This window comes from Arthrobacter sp. HS15c, from assembly GCF_040812005.1.
GTDB lineage: Bacteria > Actinomycetota > Actinomycetes > Actinomycetales > Micrococcaceae > Arthrobacter.
The window spans coordinates 410,367-426,037 of sequence record NZ_JBFOHM010000001.1 but is presented as its reverse complement, the minus strand read 5'-3'; the positions used below and the strand labels follow the sequence as shown (position 1 = coordinate 426,037).

Genomic DNA, 15,671 nt, shown 5'->3' with positions numbered 1-15,671 from the left:
CTAGTCGGTTGGCTGCCCGCGGGAGGCTGTGGAGGCCCGGACAGCCCGTGTTGCCTGGGCCGGTCCGCCTTGGGCCAGCCTGCTGATCAGGGGTTCGGTCCGGTACGGGATGTGGGTGTGCAGCGCCAGCACGGTTTCGGTCCGGATGACGCCCTTGATCCTGAGGATCTGGCGGAGGGCGGCCTGCAGGTTATGCGTGTCGGTGGCCACCACACGGCACCATACGTCTCCCCGGCCTGAGATTTCGTGGACTTCCAGGACCTGGGGGAGGAGCCGCAGTGCCGCCACCACACCGTCGAGTTCCCGGTGCGTCACCTCAATAGTGACGAAGGCAACGACGTCGTACCCCACCGCTTCGAGGTCAATCTCCCGCCCGCCGTCGTGCAGGACGCCGGTGCGGAGCAGCCGCCGGATGCGCGACTGTGCCGTATTGCGGGCAATGCCCAGGGATTCGCTCAGCTCGCCGATCTGCACCCGGGGATCGCGGATCAGTTCCAGCAGGATCTTCAGGTCGGTGGGGTCCAGATTATTCAAACTGTCACTTTCTGCCATGACTGGCACCCAAGAATTGATGATTTTGATCAATTCTTTCATGTACGGATGACCGATAGGGCAGAAATGCCGCAATCTGTACGTATCCATTTTTACCAGGGCGCCGGAACCCACAAGGACACCCGGCGCCGGTCGAAACAAAGGCACGCCGATGACCGTCTTCAGTGAACTCCGCATGCGGCCCGCCACCGCCGGGCGTGCGGGGTGGGACGCCTCCACCACCGCGCGGCTGGTGATGGCGGGAACCGTCATCTTTACGTTGCTGGTGGGTGCGAACCTGGCAACGCCCCTGTATCCGCTGCTGCAGGAAAACCTGGGGCTCTCGACGTTCGGGATCACCATCGCGTTCGCAAGCTACGTCCTCGCCCTGGTATCCACGCTCATGCTCGCGGGGCACTGGTCGGACTACATAGGCCGGCGGGCTACCCTGATCCTCGCCGTGGTGGTGGGGCTCGCGGGCGGCTGGATTTTCGCCCATGCGGAGGGGCTGGCAGGCCTTTCCGCCGGACGCGCCCTGCAGGGAGTGGCCGTGGCCCTCGCCACCGGCGCGAGCGCAGCCGCCCTGCGTGAACTGCTGCCCTCCCGCCCCGAGTGGGCCTCGCGCTTTACGCTCCTCGCCTCTGCCGGCGGTGTGGCGGCAGGCCCGGTCATTGGCGGCGTCCTGTCGATGCTGCCCGGGCCGACGACGGCGCCGTACTACGTGCACTCCGCGGTACTTGCCTGCCTGCTCGTGCCCCTCTACCTACTCCAGGCGCGGCCTGCAATCATGCCCGCGGACGCCGCCAAGCCATTCAAGGCGCTGGCGCCGCGTCGGCCGTCCGTTTCCACCGAGGCGAGGGGTGCCTTCTGGCTCGCGGCCGCCGTCGGCTTCCTCAGCTTTTCCGTTTTTGGCTTCTGCCTGTCCCTGGCGCCGGGCTATTTTGCCCAGATAGTGCACGCAGAGTCGCGCCCCGTCATCGGCGCCCTGGCTGGCATCACCCTGGGCGCATCTGCCCTGAGCCAGCTGCTCAGCGTACGTGGCCGCTACGCGGTCCCGGCAGGCCTGGCCGTCCTGGGCATTTCGGTGCTGCTGCTGGCTGCCTCGGCGGCGTGGAACAGTCCGCTGGTGCTGGTGGTGGCCAGTATCTGTGCCGGGCTGGGCCAGGGGGTGGCGTTCCGCACTGTCTTCAACGACGTTGCCGGCAAGGTGGAGCCGTCCCATCACGCCCGGATCATCAGCACGGTGTATGTGATCACATACCTTGGCAGCGCGGTGCCCGTCCTGGGACTCGGGTGGGCGACGGCGGTGTTCGGGCTGCAGGCGTCCGTCGCCGGGTTTGTGGTGCTGTGCAGCGCGGCGGCTTTGGTGCTCGCCGCAGTCACCATGCGTTCGGCGATGCGGCTGCGCGCCCGCCGCTAGCAGCGGTCAGGCCGGCCTACTCGGGCAGCGGCCCGTGGTTTCCCTGGATGTGGTCGAAGACAAGGGTTGTCTCGGTATGGCCCACCACGGGGTCCGTCGCCAAATTGTCCAGCACCCAGTCACGCAGGTCCTCGGTGCTGGCCACGGCGATGTGCAGGAGGTAGTCCACGGAGCCTGAGGTGTGGAACGTGGAGAGCACAGCCGGAAGATGCGGAACCCGTGCCGTAAAGCGGTCGATCTGGTCCCTGTCATGGGCCCTCAGCCGCACGGCCACCAGCGCCTGGACAGACCGTCCGATGGCGGACAGGCTGAGTTTGGCTTCAAAGCCCTGGACGATGCCGCGTTCGGAGAGTGCCCGGGTGCGCATCAGTGCCGTCGAGGGGGCGATGCCCACGAGTTCGGCCAGCTGCTTGTTCGAGATCCGGGCGTCGTCCACCAAGGCTGCGAGCAGCCGCTCGTCGATGGCATCCAGGGGTTCGGTCTGCCCGGGCCGGACATTCTTGCCGTTACTGCTCATGGGATCTCCTCAAAGTGTTCTGAGTTCATCCTAGACGCCCAATTCCGGCAGTTCACCCCCGTTCCGGTCCTTCAGTCCGAATATTCGCCAGAAGATCAGGCCGTTGGCAGAGGATAGTTCACTCCTAGGCGGCGGCAGCTTCCGGCCGCCCAGCCTCGGGCGCGGCGGCTGAGCGGGTTTCGCGCCAGGGATGGGCAACGGCCACAGTCACCGCCGTGAGGCAGGCCAGGACCATCACGGTCCCGGCCAGTGCCGGCCAGCCCCAAGACTGGAAGACCAGTCCACCGGCCCAGCCGATGACGCTGGAGCCCAGGTAATAGGAAAGGTTGTAGAGCGAGGCCGCCTGGGCCCGGCCCGTGGAAGCGATGCTGCCCGTCCAGCCTGCGCCGATGCTGTGGGCAGCGAAAAACCCTCCGGTGAAGACGACGAGGCCCAGCAGGATGATGGCCAGCAGTTGGGTCAGGGTCAGGGCCAGCCCGGCCACCATCAGGATGACCCCGGCCAGAAGCACGTTCCGCCGCCCGAACCTCAGTGTCAGCGCCGCTGCCCACCGTGAGGAGAACGTTCCGGACAGGTACGCGAGGAAGATCAGGCTGATCAGCGTGGCCGGCAGGGCGAAGGGCGCACCGGCCAGGCGGAAGCCGAGGTAGTTGTAGACCGCCACGAAGCCGCCCATCAGGAGGAAGGCCTGGACGTACAGGGCCAGCAGCCTGCGGTTGCGGACATGCCCGGCGAGGGTCCGCCACGCACCCCGCAAACCGGCCGCCTTGGCCGGCGTGAATCCCCGCGCCCTGGGGACGAGCAGCAGGAACAGTACCGCTGCGAGGGTGGCCAGCAGGGAAACGGCAAGCGCGGCCGCCCGCCAGCCCCACAGTTCGCCGACGGGTCCGGCAACAAGCCGCCCCGCGAGGCCGCCCAGGGTGGTTCCCGCGACGTAGCTGCCGGCCGCCAGGGCAGCATGTGCCTTGTTTACTTCCTCATTCAGGTACGCAATGGCGATCGCGGGGATCCCTCCCAACGCCATGCCCTCGAGCAGCCGCAGCCCAAGGAGCATCCCGAAGCTTCCGGCGAGCGGCACCAGCAGGCCGAGGACCGTGGCCGCCGTGATCCCCATGGCCATGGCTTTGACCCGTCCGATCCTGTCCGCCAGGAAGGACCACGGGATAACTGTGACCGCCAGTCCGACGGTGGCCAGCGAAATGGTCAGGCCTGCTTCGGCAGCCGTAATCTGCAGCTCCGCCGCCATGATGGGCAACACCGCCTGGGTGGAATAGAGCTGGGCAAACGTGGCCACGCCGGCAAAGGCCAGGCCGGCCAGCACCTTGCCGTACGCAGCAGAACCCTTCGGGTGGCCGTCCCACGCTTTCGGAGTAGACGCCCCATTGCCTGCTGTACGCGGATGTGTGCCCATTTCTCCACCCTAGACCCGGGGGAATGTATGCTTCCAATGCATGGTTGAATAAAATTTCATATCAAATATGGAACAGTAAACCGACCTGGAAGGGCGGCCCCATGGACGCTGACCACAAACAATTGGCCCAACTGCTGCCCCTGTTGCCGCTGCTCGCTGAGCTGGGCCGGACACAGCACGTCACCGAAACGGCGGAGCTGCTGGGCGTGCCGCAGTCCACCGTGAGCCGTGCGCTCAGCCGCGCCAGCGCCGCCGTCGGAACCGAACTCCTGATCCGGGACGGCAGGGGAGTGCGGCTGACGTCCGCCGCCCGGACGCTGCTGCCGTTCATCGAAGCGGCTTTGGCTGAGTTCCAGGCCGGGCTGGACCTGGTCCGGCACGAATCGGATGTGGTGCGGGGAAGGATTTCCATCTCGTTCCAGCACACTTTCGGTGAGGCCACGTTGCCGCTGCTGATCAGCGCCTTCCGGGGCAGGCATCCGGAAGCCGGCTTCACGTTCAGCCAGGGTGCCCGGGACAGCTGCCTCGCGGAACTCGCATCCGGCGCGGCTGACCTTGCCCTGACGGCTCCGGTGGCGCCGGCGGGCCGCACAGTCTCGTCGGCAGCCCTCTACCGTGAACCGCTGCGGCTGGTGGTCCATCACGCCCACCCGCTGGCGTCCCGGCGCAGCGTCCGGATCCGGGACATCAGGAGCGATCCCTTTGTGGCAATGGGGTCCGGGTACGGCCTGCGGTCCCTGACGGATGCATTATTCCGCGAAGCGGGTTTCCGGCCGCGCATCGCCTTTGAAAGCCAGGACTCGCACACGGTGCGGGGGCTGGTCTCGGCCGGGCTCGGCGTGAGCATCCTCCCGCCCGGCGGCAACGGCCCGGGGCGTGAGGTCAGCCCGGAGACTGGCAACCTGGGCTGGGTTGAACTCGCGATTGAGTCGGACCTGGCATCCCGCGAGATCGGGCTGGCATGGCGGGTTCGGAAGCCTGGCCCCGATGCGGAATCCGACGCTGTCCGGCTTTTCCGCGAGATGGTGCTCCAGGAGGGTCCCCAGTTGCTGGCAGGCCTGGTCCGGTCCCGGTCCGGCGGCGTGTGAAATATGGCGACGGCGGCACGGGCTTCCAGCGTCAGCCTCAGTAGGCTGGTGACGTGACTTACACCGAAAACCCACACACCGCACCTTCTGAAGCACACGGCACCGTGAGGCCTGGCCCGCTGTCGGGAGTCATCATCGGACTGGACATCGGGGGCACCAAGACCCGCGGCGTGCGCTTCGAGGACGGGAAGGCAGTCGCGGATGAGTCCGCCGGCAGCTCCAACGTCCAGAACGTCAGCCGTGAGGACGCTGCCTTCAACCTGGCTGACCTGTTCGCCCGGATCGGCGGCGGCCAGGTGTCCCAGGTCTATGCCGGCGCCGGCGGCATCGACACGGACGACGACGCCGCAGCGCTCGCAGCGCTGATCGAACCCCATGTTCCCGGAGCCAGGATCACCGTGGTCCATGACTCCCGCCTGCTCCTGGCGGCCGGACGCGCCAGCACAGGCGTTGCGGTGATTGCCGGAACGGGTTCAGCCGCGTGGGGCAGGAACGCCGGCGGAGACGAGGCCCGGGCCGGCGGCTGGGGCTACCTCCTTGGTGATGAAGGCAGCGGCTACTGGCTGGGGCGCGAAGCGGTCCGCTACAGCCTGCGCCGGATGAACCAGGGCCTGCCTGTCGACGGACTGACGGCGGCGCTCCTTGCATCCTGCGGCGTGGATGATCCCAACAGGCTGATCTCCCTGTTCCATTCCCCTGACACGGGCCGCCGCTTCTGGGCACAGCAGGCCCGTCCCGTGGTGGAAACCGCCGCCGCCGGCCACCTGGCGAGCCTGGAGCTCTTGGACCAGGCGGGCAGCGACCTTGCCGGCCTGGCCGCGCAGGCACTCGGAAAGCTCGGCATTGCTGGTCCTGTCATCCTGGGTGGCGGTCTCGGCATGAACGTGGTCTCGCTCCAGGATGCCTTCCGCAGGCACCTGGCCGCGGCCGGCATCACCGACGTGCGGGTACTGGACCAGGAACCGGTGTTTGGTGTCCTGCAGCTGGTCTCCGAGCAGGAATAAAGTCCGGTGGACCGGCCGGTCAGGGGTGCGCTCGCTTCCTCGCCGTCAGCCTGACGGTGGGCAGCATAGGCGCCGGGATGCGGCCGGCCTCAGCGCCCGCCTCCGGCCCATGCCCGTCGACCAGCCCGTAACGGGCGCCCCGGGCCTCCGCATCGGTTAAGCCGTCCTGGGCCTGCCAGGCCTCGCGGGCTTCCTCCACTTCCTCATGGGTGCGGGCCACGAAGTTCCACCACATCAGCAGTTCCTCCTGGAACGGTTCACCGCCGATGATCACGAAGCGTGTGTCCGGGAGTGCCTGGATGGACAGCAGGGAGCGGCCCACGCCCAGGTAGCCCAAGGGCCCGGGCGGAATCTCCTGCCCGTCCACCACCAGCCCGCCATCGAGTACCAGGACGGCATGTTCAAAGTGTTGGTTGAGCGGCAGGACGACGGGGCCCGCGCACGTGATGTCTGCGCCGACAATGGGGGAGTACATGGTTGCCGGCGACGTTGCGCCGGCAAATTCGCCCACCATTACGGTGGCCGTGAAATTTTCACCGGTCACGGTGGGAAGTTCGCGGTGCTGCTCGAAGGCAGGCTCCCGGTGCCGCTGGCTGTCCGGGAGCGCCACCCAGAGCTGAAGGCCACGCTGCAGCGGCAGCCGCCCGCCGCCGTCGGACGCCGGCAGAGGCGACGGAAGAACAGCGAACTCCGAGTGGGATACGCCCCGCCCCGCCGTCATGATGTTCAGCTCGCCGGGGCGGACCACGACGTCGCTGCCGACGCTGTCCCGGTGCCGGATGTTCCCTGCCAGCGGCCACGTCACGGTCTGCAGCCCGATGTGCGGGTGCGGGAGCACCGACATGGCTGTGCGGTCCGGGCCGAAGCTGTCCAGGAAGCACCAGGCTCCGATGGTAGGCAGTCCGCGCTGGGGCAGTGTGCGCCGGACATTCATGGCCCGCACTCCGCCCAGCGGAACTTCCCGTTCCGGCCAGAGCTGCAGGCAAGGGCCCGAGCTCTCCTCCGGGGCCGCCGGGGGACAAATTTCCTGCTCGGGAGTCACTTCGAGATTGGTCACAGTCCAACTCTAGGCCCACCGCCGCCCCCGGTCGGTGCCGGCTCCAAGCCGCCTGCGGGCGCCGCCGCCGGCGTACTTCCCCGGACGGCCCATCCGCACAGTCGAGGTCTCCGAATGATTACAGTAGGGATTCCTTCGCCCACTTTCGGTGCGCCACTGGTTAAGCTGGGGTCGGATGAGGGTTACCGTGATCATCAGTGCGCTTGTGATCGAGTCGATCCCCACTCCGATGCCGTCCAACAGAACAGGTAAGTCCCGCAATGGACCAGGCCATGATTGAGTTCCAAAGCGTCACCAAGCAGTATCAGGGCGGACACCCGGCCGTGGACCAGCTGACCATGTCCATCGACCGGGGTGCGATCACCGTCTTCGTGGGCCCGTCCGGCTGCGGCAAGACAACGTCGCTTCGGATGATCAACCGCATGGTCGAGCCGACGTCCGGCGTCATCACCGTGGACGGCAAGGACGTCACGTCCGTTCCCGCGGCGGAACTCCGGCGTTCCATGGGCTATGTGATGCAGTCTTCCGGGCTCATGCCGCACCGTTCAGTGCTGGACAACATCGCCACCGTTCCCAGGCTCAACGGCGTCTCCAAGGCAGCGGCGCGCAAACGCGCCGAAGAGCTTCTCGACGTCGTCGGCCTGGCCTCCACCCTCGGAAGGCGCTACCCCTCCCAGCTGTCCGGCGGACAGCAGCAGCGCGTAGGCGTGGCCCGCGCGCTCGCCGCCGACCCGCCCGTGCTCCTGATGGACGAGCCGTTCAGTGCCGTGGATCCCGTGGTGCGGGACGAGCTTCAGCAGGAGCTCCTCCGGCTGCAGAAAGACCTCGCCAAGACCATCGTTTTTGTCACGCACGATATTGACGAAGCCACGGTCCTGGGGGACAAGGTGGCAGTGTTTGCCGTGGGCGGCAAACTGGCACAGTACGCCACGCCCGAGGAGATCCTGCGTGCCCCCGCCAACGACTTCGTCGCGGCTTTCGTCGGCAGGGACCGGGGATTCCGCCACCTGGGATTCACAGCGTCCGACGGCGTGAATATCCACCCGGTGCCCACGCTCGTCCAGGAGGACTCAGCCTTCGCCGGGGATCCCGACGCCGTGTCCGGCTGGCAGCTGGTGGTGGACGCCGGAATGCGTCCCCTGGGTTGGGCGAGCCCGGGTACGGACACCGAACTCATTCCCGGCGGCTCCCTGTTCCGCCCCGGCGACACCCTCCGCCGGGCCTTGGACGCGGCGCTCTCCTCGCCGTCGGGCCTGGGCGTGGCTGTTGACCGGGAGGGCCGCGTCCTGGGCACCATCAGGGCCCACGAAGTCCTTGCCGTCATTGAGGAAGCCCGCCAGGTCCGGCAGGCTGCACTCTGATGGACTGGTTCCTGGCAAACAGCGGCATGGTCCTGGAACGGGCAGGCCAGCATCTGGTCCTTGCCCTGATTCCGATGGTCCTCGGGCTGGTCATTTCCATTCCGCTTGCCCAGCTCGCCCGGATGAATTCCACACTGAGGTCCGTTGTGGTGACCGCGAGTTCGCTGCTGTACACCATCCCGTCGCTGGCGTTGTTCATCATCCTGCCTCCCCTCCTCGGGACGCGGATCCTCGACCCGGTGAACGTCATTGTTGCCCTCACCCTGTACGCGGTGGCCCTCCTGGTGCGGGCCGCCCTCGATGCTTTTGACTCCGTGGACGAAAACCTGCGCCAGGCCGCCGTGGCCATGGGCTACAAGCCCTGGCTGCGCTTCTTCCAGATCGACCTGCCGCTCTCCCTCCCCGTGATGTTCGCCGGACTCCGGGTGGTCTCCGTCAGCAACATCTCCCTGGTCAGCGTTGCCGCGCTGCTGGGCGTGGGCAACCTGGGCATGCTGTTTACCGACGGCCTGCAGCGGACCTTCGTCACCGAAGTGGTGGTGGGCATTGTTGCCATCCTGGTGCTTGCCCTGCTGATGGACGGCGTGCTGGTGCTGCTGGAGCGGCTGCTGACGCCGTGGACGCGGGCTGCAAAATCGCCGGCAGGGGATGCGGACCGGATTGACGCCGCGGGCCTGCCCGGGATTGCGGGGGCGGCCGGATGAGCAACATCTTCGTTGATACGTTGGCTTGGCTGACCGACCCCGCGCACTGGTCCGGAAGCTCCGGCATCGGCGTGCGCTTGCTGGAGCATCTCCAGTACAGCGGACTGGTGCTCCTGATCGCGTCAGCCATCGCAGTCCCCGCGGGGCTCTACATCGGCCATACCGGCCGCGGCCGGGTGGTTGCCGTTGCTCTGGCCGGCGCCCTCCGTGCGCTGCCCACCCTGGGGTTGCTGGTCCTGTTCGCCTTGCTCGCGGGCAGCAGCCTGATGCCACCGGTGTGGGCGCTGGTGATCCTCACCGTTCCGCCGCTGCTCGCGGGAACCTATGCCGGAATCTCCAGCGTTGACCGGACGGTGGTGGATGCTGCCCGGGCCATGGGGATGACCGAACTGCAGATCCTGTTCCGGGTGGAAGTACCCAACGGTTTGCAAGTGATGTTCGGTGGCATCCGGACGGCCGTGCTCCAGGTCATCGCCACGGTGTCCGTTGTGGCGTACCTGCCGCTGGGCGGCCTCGGCCGGTATCTTTTCGACGGCCTGGTCCTGCAGGATTTCCCCCGGATGCTTGCCGGTTCGCTGCTCATCGCCGGCCTGGCCATCGCCGTTGACCTTATCCTCGCCGCGGTGCAGAGAATGCTTCTGTCGCCCGGCCTGTCCACCGATCCCCACGGCGGCCACAAGGCCACCGCCGATCTCACAGTTGCCGCGCCTGCGGCAGCTGCTGTTCAAGGAGGCACCCCATGAAGAAAACCGCCCGGACAACCATTACCCGCCGGGGCCTCGCCGGCCTGGCGGCGGGCGTCGGCATCGCCGTCGCTCTTTCCGCCTGTGGCGGCGGCGACCCGCTGTCGACGCCCAGCACCACCGGAACCGGTGGTTCAACCGGCGGCTCGCTGGTGGTGGGATCGGCGGACTTCCCGGAAAGCCAGATCGTGGCCGAGATCTACGCCGGCGCGCTGACAGCTGCCGGCGTCACGGCCACCACCAAGCCAAATATCGGCTCCCGCGAGATCTACTTCAAGGCCGTGCAGGACGGTTCCGTGGATCTCGTCCCGGACTACTCCGGCAACCTGCTCTCGCACGTGGACCCGGAGGCCGCAGAGGTCTCGGCCGACGACATCTACAAGGCCCTGCCGGGGAAGCTCCCCGACGGACTGGCAGTCCTGGAAGCAGCAAAGGCTGAGTCCAAGGACGCCATGGTGGTCACCAAGGCCACGGCCGAGAAGTACCAGCTGAAGTCCATCGAGGACCTCGCCAAGGTCTGCAAGGACCTGACAATGGCTGCGCCGGCAACGTTTGAAACCCGCGCCTACGGCTTCCCGGGGCTCAAGGCGAACTACGGCTGTGAACTCAAGGCGCTGAAGCCCTTCAGCGACGGCGGCGGCAACCTGACGCTGCAGGCCCTGCTGACCGATGACGTCCAGGTGGCCGACATCTACACCACCACCCCGTCCATCGCGGACAACGACCTTGTGGTGCTGGCGGATCCGAAGAACAACTTCAAGGCCCAGCAGGTCCTGCCGCTGTACAACAAGGCAAAGATGACCGACAAGGCCAAGGAAGCCCTCAACGCCGTTTCGCGCGTCCTCACCACTGATGACCTGGTCAACCTCAACCGGGCGGTCAGCGGCAGCCAGAAGCAGAACGCCAAGGACGCCGCGGCGGCCTGGCTCAAGGACAAGGGCATCGTCAAGTAACGCCTGACCCTTGATGAAGCACCAAGACGGCGGCTGCCGGCCTTCCGCCAGTCCGGCAGCCGCCGTCGTACATGCGCCGCGGGTGTGGGCGAGGTCTCAACGGAAGTACATCCTTCCTGTGGCATATTTGATGGATGGCAGAATTCAGGCAGTCCACCAAGCTTCACAACGTCCTTTACGACATCCGTGGACCGATTCTTCAGGCCGCCCAGCAGATGGAGGCGGAGGGTCACCGGATCCTCAAACTGAACATCGGAAACCCCGCGCCGTTTGGATTTGAAGCCCCGGACGCCATCCTGGTGGACATGATCCGCCACCTGCCGCATGCTCAGGGGTACAGCGACTCCCGCGGCATCTTCTCGGCCCGCACCGCCGTCTCGCAGTACTACCAGACCCGCGGCATCCAGAACATCCACGTTGACGACATCTACCTCGGCAACGGCGTCAGTGAGCTCATCACCATGTCGCTCATGGCGTTGCTGGACGACGGCGACGAGGTCCTCATTCCCACGCCGGACTACCCGCTGTGGACGGCATCCGTGGCCCTGGCCGGCGGCAAGCCCGTGCACTACCTCTGCGACGAGGAGTCCGGCTGGCAGCCCGACCTTGAAGACATGGAAGCCAAGATCACGCCCCGCACCAAGGGCATCGTGGTGATCAACCCGAACAATCCCACGGGCGCTGTTTACCCCGAAGAGACGCTCAAGAAGATCGTGGCCCTTGCCGAGAAGCACGGGTTGGTCCTTTTCGCCGATGAAATCTACGAAAAGATCCTCTACGAGGACGCCGTCCACATAAACCTGGCCGGGCTGACCGGCGACGACGTCCTGTGCCTCACCTTCAGCGGGCTCTCCAAGGCCTACCGTGTCTGCGGCTACCGCGCTGGCTGGATGGCCATTTCCGGACCCAAAAAGGAAGCCGCCGATTACCTGGAGGGCATCAACCTGCTGGCCAACATGCGCCTGTGCGCCAACGTGCCCGCCCAGCACGCCATCCAGACAGCGCTGGGCGGATACCAGAGCATCAACGACCTCATCCTTCCCGGCGGAAGGCTGCTGGAACAGCGCAACAAGGCCTACGACATGCTGAACGCCATTCCCGGAGTCAGCACGCAGCAGGCCAGGGGCGCGCTCTACCTCTTCCCCCGGCTGGACCCCGAGGTCTACCACATCCGCGATGACGAGAAATTCGTGCTGGACCTGCTGCGCGAGCAGAAAATCCTGGTATCCCACGGCCGTGCCTTCAACTGGGTGCGCCCGGACCACTTCCGGATGGTCACCCTGCCCAACGTCAAGGACATCGAGGAAGCCGTGGGCCGCATGGGGGACTTCCTAAGCAGGTACCAGGGGAACTAGCCTGTCCTCACGCGCCATCCCGCGCGTAAACTGCGGACAAAGGAAACCGATGGCCGACTTGGTTGAGTTCAAGCAGCACCCCGTCGATACGCTGAGAGTCGGGAAAGGCTTCTCGCTGGCCGACGCCGACCCTGACGCGACGCCGGGTTACAAGGGCAACAAAGCCGATGGCCAGACAATCCTCGCTGAACTGGACGGCGCGTTGGCCGAACTTCAGGAAAAGCTGTTCGCGGAGTCGCGCTTTGGCGGGAAAAAACGGCTTCTGCTGATCCTGCAGGCCATGGATACCGCTGGCAAGGGCGGAATCGTCAAGCATGTCATGGCCGCCATGGATCCGCAGGGCGTCCAGTTCAAGGCTTTCAAGGCACCCACCGAGGAGGAAAAGTCCTATGACTTCCTCTGGCGGGTCGAGAAAGAGGTGCCCGGAGCCGGCATGGTTGGCATCTTCGACCGTTCCCACTATGAGGACGTCCTGATCCACCGGGTCCATAACTGGGCCACGCCTAGCGAACTTAAGCGCCGCTACCGGGCCATCAATGAGTTCGAGGCGCGCCAGACCGATGCCGGAACCAAAATCATCAAGGTGATGCTCAATATCAGCAAGGATGAACAAAAGACCCGGCTCCTTGCCCGGCTGGACAACCCCGCCAAGCACTGGAAGTACAGCGGCAGTGACCTCAAGGAACGGGCGTTCTGGGGCGACTACATGGGCGCCTACCAGGCTGCCTTCGATGAGACCAATACGGAAGCAGCACCATGGCATGTGGTTCCGGCAAACAAAAAATGGTATGCCAGGATCGCGGTGCAGCAGTTGGTGTTGGGCGCGCTGTCCGACATGAAGCTGGATTGGCCCAAAGCTGAGTTCGATGTCCCCATCGAACGGGAACTGGTTGATCGGTCCTGACCTGGGGCGGGTTGTTCCAAAGGGTAGTCCCGCACTTGGTGGTCCGAGGGTTGGTCAGAGGGGCTGGTCCCGGGACGCAGCCAAGCGCTTCCTGGCGCCTTCGAGCCATTCCTCGCAGCGTTTGGCCAAGGCTTCGCCGCGTTCCCAAAGGGCCAGTGACTCCTCGAGGCTGGCCCCGCCGGCCTCCAGCTTGCCGACTACACTGATGAGCTGCTCGCGGGCTTCCTCGTAGCTCAGCGCGTCAATTTCCGGATCAGGCTTTGTTTCGGGCATGTGCTTCTCCTTGTTGAAGTTCCCCTGTGGATGTGGCCCCAAAGAGGCCGTGGGCGACGCGCACCGACAGCGCGGTTCCGGACGGCGCCTCCGACGGGTCGCGGACGACGGCATGGCCGGCGGCTTCTGTTGCCCGGGCCGGGCGGCCGTTGGCAAGTTCCACCACTGCGTAGCCGCGATCGAGGGTCTTTTGCGGTGAAAGTGCCCGCACCTGGGCCTGCAGGTGGACCAGCTGGTCGGCGGCACGCACCACCAGTGAGCTGACCGCGGCGGACGACCGGCGCAGCAGGCGCTCGATCTCCTCGGAGCGGCCGGTCACCATGGTTTCGGGCGCCGACAGGACCGGGCGGGACTGCAGGGCGTGCAGGCGGTCGGTCTCCCGGTCCACGAGCCGGCTGATGCAGCGGCGGAGCTGTTCCCGGGCCTGGCGGACGCCCGCCAGTTCCTCTGCCACGTCCGGGACGATCCGCTTTGCAGCATCCGTTGGCGTTGAAGCCCTCAGGTCGGCGACGTCGTCGAGCAGAGGCCGGTCCGCTTCGTGGCCGATGGCGCTGACCACGGGTGTCACCGCGGCGGCGACAGCCCGGATCAGCTCTTCGCTGTTGAACGGCAGCAGGTCCTCCAGGGCGCCGCCACCCCGGGCGATGACAATGACGTCAACGTCGGGACGGGAATCGAGCTCCTTGAGTGCCCGGACGATCTGGGACACGGCGGTGTTTCCCTGGACGGCCACCTCGCGGATCTCAAATTCGACGGCCGGCCACCGAAGCGCCGCATTCTGCAGGACGTCCTTCTTGGCATCGGAATCCCGACCGGTGATGAGGCCGATGCGGTGGGGCAGCAGGGGCAGGGGCTTCTTGCGGGAGTCGGCAAACAGGCCCTCGGCTGCGAGGGCCTGGCGCAGGCGTTCGATCCGCGCCAGCAGGTCGCCAAGCCCTACCGGCCTGATGTCCCTGACCTGCATGTTGAGGCGGCCGGTCTTCAGCCAGAACTCGGGCTTGAGCAGGGCGACCACCCGGGATCCACGCTCCAGCGGCATGTTCTGCCGGTCCAGTACTTTGGTCCAGACGGAGGCCGGAAGGGAAACCTCCGCGTCCACATCGCGCAGGGTCAGATAAGCATTTCCGCCGCGGCGGTTCATTTCGATGACCTGGCCCTCGACCCACGCCGACGGCGTCCGGTCGATGTGCGCCTTGAGTTTCTGGGACAGCAGCTGCAATGGCCAGGGATTGTCCGGACTGGTTTCAGCGGCTGTCGCAGGCAGCGTGCTGGCAGCAGTGTCCGGCAGGGCAGCCTGTTCAGGCATGCGCCCTGCCCCGGGAAGCTGTGGCTGGCGGCATGGCGGTCCTTTGCTGGGCAGATGGTGGCTCGTGGTTGAATGGCGGCTGTCATCAACCTTATCCATAAGCTCTATCACCGGAGGCGGACATTCACTGTCCAGCCTTCATGCGTAGGATGGCTCCTCAGCCTCCCACCAGTTAGGACCTGCTTTGCGCACCTTCGTTTCAGCCGTGGCCCTCATCATCGGCGTCCTGCTGACCGCCGTCGCCGTCCCCGCGATCTGGGTTGACCGCAACGTGGTGCACGAGGACGGCTTTGTGGCGCTGTCGGGCCCGCTGGGCCAGGACGCAGACTTCCAGCAGCGGCTCGCGGCCGCAGCTGTCGGAACCATCGACACTGGCGCCGTCCCGGATGCCCTGGCGGACGTCGTCCGGCCGGTGGTCGAAGCGGCGGCCGGTTCCCTGACCGGACTGCCGGGTTACCCGGCCGCCTGGGAGGAGACGCTCAGGAAGAGCCATCGGCTGAGCTTTCCCGACCCTGCGTCGCCGCCGGCCGATGCGGAGACCTCCACATCTCTCACGCTGGACGTGGCGCCACTTGTGGCGCTCGCGACGGAGGAGCTTGCACGCACCACCCGCCTGCCGCTGGAAGCGCCGGAGCAGACCCTGATCAACGTTGGACAGCCGGAACACCGGCAATGGATCGAACGAGTGTCCGCGTACGCGCCACTGGGCTATTCCCTGGCAATCGGCGCCGGAATCGCCTTGGCGCTTGCCCTGGTGGCCGCACGCCGGCGCTGGACCGTGGTTTTCAGCGCGGGCGTTGGGGCGCTTCTGCTGGCCGCGCTGTGGACCTACGGCTCGCAGCTGGCTCGGGACGCCGTCGTGGGGACGCCCAGTGGCAACGAGGTTGCCGACATGTTCAAGGACACGTTTGCCGCGGCGGCGTCCGGCAGCTTCCAGGCCTGGACGGCCGGAGCCGCGGTTGCCGGCGGTCTGCTTCTCGCGGCCGGCTTTGTGATCGGGATCGCTTCGCGGGGGCGCCGGGCCCTCAGCCGGTAGCATGGAGA

General features: G+C 66.4%; 16 protein-coding genes. 10 read left to right on the top strand and 6 right to left on the bottom strand.

All coding sequences use genetic code 11. From position 1 onward, the window contains the following. The gene (locus ABV518_RS01935) at window positions 1-552 is read right to left on the bottom strand and encodes an Lrp/AsnC family transcriptional regulator (protein WP_367765151.1); all 552 of its coding nucleotides are present in this window, start codon (window positions 550-552) and stop codon (window positions 1-3) included. Between the two features lie 151 nt (window positions 553-703). On the opposite strand from ABV518_RS01935, the gene ABV518_RS01930 reads away from it, so the two are divergent. Next, the gene (locus ABV518_RS01930; RefSeq protein ID WP_367765150.1) at window positions 704-1,951 is read left to right on the top strand and encodes an MFS transporter; all 1,248 of its coding nucleotides are present in this window, start codon (window positions 704-706) and stop codon (window positions 1,949-1,951) included. Between the two features lie 16 nt (window positions 1,952-1,967). On the opposite strand, the gene ABV518_RS01925 is transcribed toward ABV518_RS01930, so the two are convergent. Both ABV518_RS01925 and ABV518_RS01920 read right to left on the bottom strand, forming a co-directional pair. Further along, on the bottom strand, window positions 1,968-2,468 hold the full coding sequence (locus tag ABV518_RS01925) for an Lrp/AsnC family transcriptional regulator (protein ID WP_367765149.1): 501 nt from the start codon (window positions 2,466-2,468) through the stop codon (window positions 1,968-1,970). Between the two features lie 124 nt (window positions 2,469-2,592). Next, window positions 2,593-3,879 carry an MFS transporter gene (locus ABV518_RS01920; RefSeq protein ID WP_367765148.1) on the bottom strand — a complete coding sequence of 429 codons (1,287 nt, stop codon included), beginning with the start codon at window positions 3,877-3,879 and terminating at the stop codon, window positions 2,593-2,595. A gap of 101 nt (window positions 3,880-3,980) precedes the next feature. Between ABV518_RS01920 and ABV518_RS01915 the strand changes: the two genes are divergently transcribed. Together ABV518_RS01915 and ABV518_RS01910 are read left to right on the top strand one after the other, a co-directional pair. Next, window positions 3,981-4,967 (top strand): LysR substrate-binding domain-containing protein, encoded by a 987-nt coding sequence (locus ABV518_RS01915; protein WP_367765147.1) that lies wholly within the window; start codon window positions 3,981-3,983, stop codon window positions 4,965-4,967. 104 nt (window positions 4,968-5,071) lie between these two features. Further along, window positions 5,072-5,971: an N-acetylglucosamine kinase gene (locus tag ABV518_RS01910; RefSeq protein WP_367765327.1), complete on the top strand. Its 900-nt coding sequence runs from the start codon at window positions 5,072-5,074 to the stop codon at window positions 5,969-5,971. A 19-nt stretch (window positions 5,972-5,990) separates the two neighbouring features. On the opposite strand, the gene ABV518_RS01905 is transcribed toward ABV518_RS01910, so the two are convergent. Next, a complete protein-coding gene (locus tag ABV518_RS01905; protein WP_367765146.1) occupies window positions 5,991-7,028 on the bottom strand; it encodes a pirin family protein in 1,038 nt (345 codons plus the stop codon). Between the two features lie 260 nt (window positions 7,029-7,288). Between ABV518_RS01905 and ABV518_RS01900 the strand changes: the two genes are divergently transcribed. The 6 genes from ABV518_RS01900 (at window position 7,289) to ABV518_RS01875 (ending at window position 13,048) form a co-directional block, all read left to right on the top strand. Continuing rightward, window positions 7,289-8,389: an ABC transporter ATP-binding protein gene (locus ABV518_RS01900; RefSeq protein ID WP_367765145.1), complete on the top strand. Its 1,101-nt coding sequence runs from the start codon at window positions 7,289-7,291 to the stop codon at window positions 8,387-8,389. After that, window positions 8,389-9,093, top strand: a complete 705-nt coding sequence (locus ABV518_RS01895; protein ID WP_367765144.1) for an ABC transporter permease — start codon at window positions 8,389-8,391, stop codon at window positions 9,091-9,093. The genes ABV518_RS01900 and ABV518_RS01895 overlap by 1 nt, the downstream gene beginning before the upstream one ends. Beyond that, window positions 9,090-9,836 (top strand): ABC transporter permease, encoded by a 747-nt coding sequence (locus ABV518_RS01890; protein WP_367765143.1) that lies wholly within the window; start codon window positions 9,090-9,092, stop codon window positions 9,834-9,836. Before ABV518_RS01895 ends, ABV518_RS01890 begins: the two co-directional genes overlap by 4 nt. Further along, a complete protein-coding gene (locus ABV518_RS01885; RefSeq protein WP_367765142.1) occupies window positions 9,833-10,789 on the top strand; it encodes an ABC transporter substrate-binding protein in 957 nt (318 codons plus the stop codon). Before ABV518_RS01890 ends, ABV518_RS01885 begins: the two co-directional genes overlap by 4 nt. Before the next feature lie 134 nt (window positions 10,790-10,923). Then, entirely contained in the window at window positions 10,924-12,144 is a 1,221-nt protein-coding gene (locus ABV518_RS01880; RefSeq protein WP_367765141.1) for a pyridoxal phosphate-dependent aminotransferase, read from the top strand. 49 nt (window positions 12,145-12,193) lie between these two features. Then, on the top strand, window positions 12,194-13,048 hold the full coding sequence (locus tag ABV518_RS01875) for a polyphosphate kinase 2 family protein (protein WP_367765140.1): 855 nt from the start codon (window positions 12,194-12,196) through the stop codon (window positions 13,046-13,048). A 54-nt stretch (window positions 13,049-13,102) separates the two neighbouring features. Here the strand turns inward: ABV518_RS01875 and ABV518_RS01870 are convergent, their stop codons facing one another. After that, window positions 13,103-13,321 carry an exodeoxyribonuclease VII small subunit gene (locus ABV518_RS01870; protein ID WP_367765139.1) on the bottom strand — a complete coding sequence of 73 codons (219 nt, stop codon included), beginning with the start codon at window positions 13,319-13,321 and terminating at the stop codon, window positions 13,103-13,105. Then, window positions 13,302-14,627, bottom strand: a complete 1,326-nt coding sequence (gene xseA / locus ABV518_RS01865) for an exodeoxyribonuclease VII large subunit (protein WP_367765138.1) — start codon at window positions 14,625-14,627, stop codon at window positions 13,302-13,304. The genes ABV518_RS01870 and xseA overlap by 20 nt, the downstream gene beginning before the upstream one ends. Before the next feature lie 184 nt (window positions 14,628-14,811). On the opposite strand from xseA, the gene ABV518_RS01860 reads away from it, so the two are divergent. Then, entirely contained in the window at window positions 14,812-15,663 is an 852-nt protein-coding gene (locus ABV518_RS01860; RefSeq protein ID WP_367765137.1) for a hypothetical protein, read from the top strand. Window positions 15,664-15,671 lie beyond the last annotated feature (8 nt).